Annotated in this window: 1 protein-coding gene; it reads left to right on the top strand. The window is 35.7% G+C overall.

Annotation, left to right across the window (positions count from 1 at the left end; all coding sequences use genetic code 11):
- Nucleotides 1-126 precede the first annotated feature (126 nt).
- On the top strand, nt 127-1527 hold the full coding sequence (locus COD11_RS24325; RefSeq protein WP_098799487.1) for an IS110 family RNA-guided transposase: 1401 nt from the start codon (nt 127-129) through the stop codon (nt 1525-1527).
- Nucleotides 1528-1847: the final 320 nt, after the last annotated feature.

A 1847-nucleotide genomic window follows, 5' to 3' on the forward strand; every position in this document is an offset into this window, starting at 1 on the left:
CTGGTGTATTAGATAATAATGTCGAATAGTCTTTAAATAAAAAAAGACCCCAGTGTTCTCCATGTTGTAAGATTAAAGTACCTGACAGGGAACCTCATTCTATCAACCAACACGGAGGAGAAACACATGGGGTTAAAAAACAAAAACTATATTAATAATATACAAGGAAGAAAAGGTAGTCAATTCAGTTCACAACTTAGAGGACTAAATTTAGAAAAAGTTTTAATTGTAGCGATTGATGCGGCAAAGTATTTTCAAAAGGCCCTTATCTGTAATTACTTCGGTGATGTTATAGAAAAACCATTTTTCTTTGGGATAAACGAGGTAGGAATAAAGGATATATGCTCGAGGATTAAAAGGGCGGAAAAAGAACTCCAGGCAGAAAAACTGTTGATTGGAGTGGAAGTTACTGGTCATTATTACGAGGACATTGTAAAAGAATTAAGTAAGTTTGGATATCATGTGACTTTAATAAATGCAGCGACAACTCATGAGGAAAGAGCTAGCGCTCTAAATTGGAGTAAAACAGATGACCTCGATCTTTACGCTATCGCTCATGCCTTAATGCAAAATAAAGGTATGGAAAACAAATTACCAGAAGGTAATTTTCGTAAATTAATGACACTTACTCGTGCAAGAAGAACTGAGGTTCAAAAGCGCTCAAAAACTCGTGTGAAAATACGGACTTTGATGGATCATATCTGGAGAGAGTTTCAAGGATATATTGAAGTGAAAGGTAATGTGCCAAGGAAAAAATTGATTTTTAGTGATTTCTGGGGAAAGTCCTCGTTGATTTTCATGGAACATTACCCCCATCCTTCAGATGTTTTATCTCTTGGACTTAATGGTATTAGGGAAATCTCGCGATTACAAAAATTAAGAATGAGAGAAGATACCATGAATACCCTACTCTCCGTAGCCGAGAATTCTATTGTTAAACCAAAGGAAGATCTGTCTGCAGAATTACTTTTACTTCAACTAGCACTTAGGGATTTAAGGCAATTAAACGAAACAATCATCATTCTCGAAAAAGAAATAGAACGGGTATTACTCCAAACAGAAGGTAGACTTCTATTAACAGTCCCAGGAATAGGGGTAATTACCGCGGCAGAGTTCTTTAGCGAATTAGGTGAAGTTTCTCATTACGAGAATGCCGGCCAACTTATAAAAAAAGCTGGTACAAATCCAATTATTATTCAGTCTGGTGGAACACAAGGATTCTACGGTAAGATCTCTAAGCAGGGAAACAAGCACTTACGATTCATCGTTTATACCGTAGGTAAATCGTTGGCACAACACAATAAAGACTTACGACCTTTCTTTGATAGACTGAGGGAAAGAGGAAAACATGCAAGAAAAGCCTATATAGCTTTAGGGAATAAATTTATCAAAATAGCCTTTTCAATGTTACAACACAAGAAGCCTTATCAGTCTAAACAGCCACAATACAGTTATTTATCAGAAATTAAAAAGAAACTCAACTACACAAAAACAGAAGAGTTTTTAAAAATAGTATTAGCAGCTTAAATCGTAAAAAATGGAGTCTCCTCTTCTAGGATCGAAGGAAAATCGACTTAAGTGCCGGAGGCAAATATGACCTCGAGTGACAGCATGATTTACTTCGTCCTGTAAATGCGAATTGTACGTTAACTATGACTTGTACTAACCAGGTTGCATCCCTACAGAATTGAAGCGAAGTAAGGCTATTATTCAGATCTTAGAAGAGTGAGATTCCAATATAGTGTTTTCTGTCGGTTGTTTACTGTATTTTTTTTACAGAAATACGTTTAGTGTATTTAAGTTGTTCAAAAACTTTAAAATTCTTATTGACATAGTACGCTGTCACT

It is taken from the genome of Bacillus sp. AFS040349 (assembly GCF_002577655.1).
GTDB lineage: Bacteria > Bacillota > Bacilli > Bacillales > Bacillaceae > Metabacillus.

What these genes read in the sequence shown, in the direction of transcription:
- COD11_RS24325 (WP_098799487.1), top strand. Translation starts at nt 127, where the DNA reads ATGGGGTTAAAAAACAAAAACTATATTAATAATATACAAGGAAGAAAA.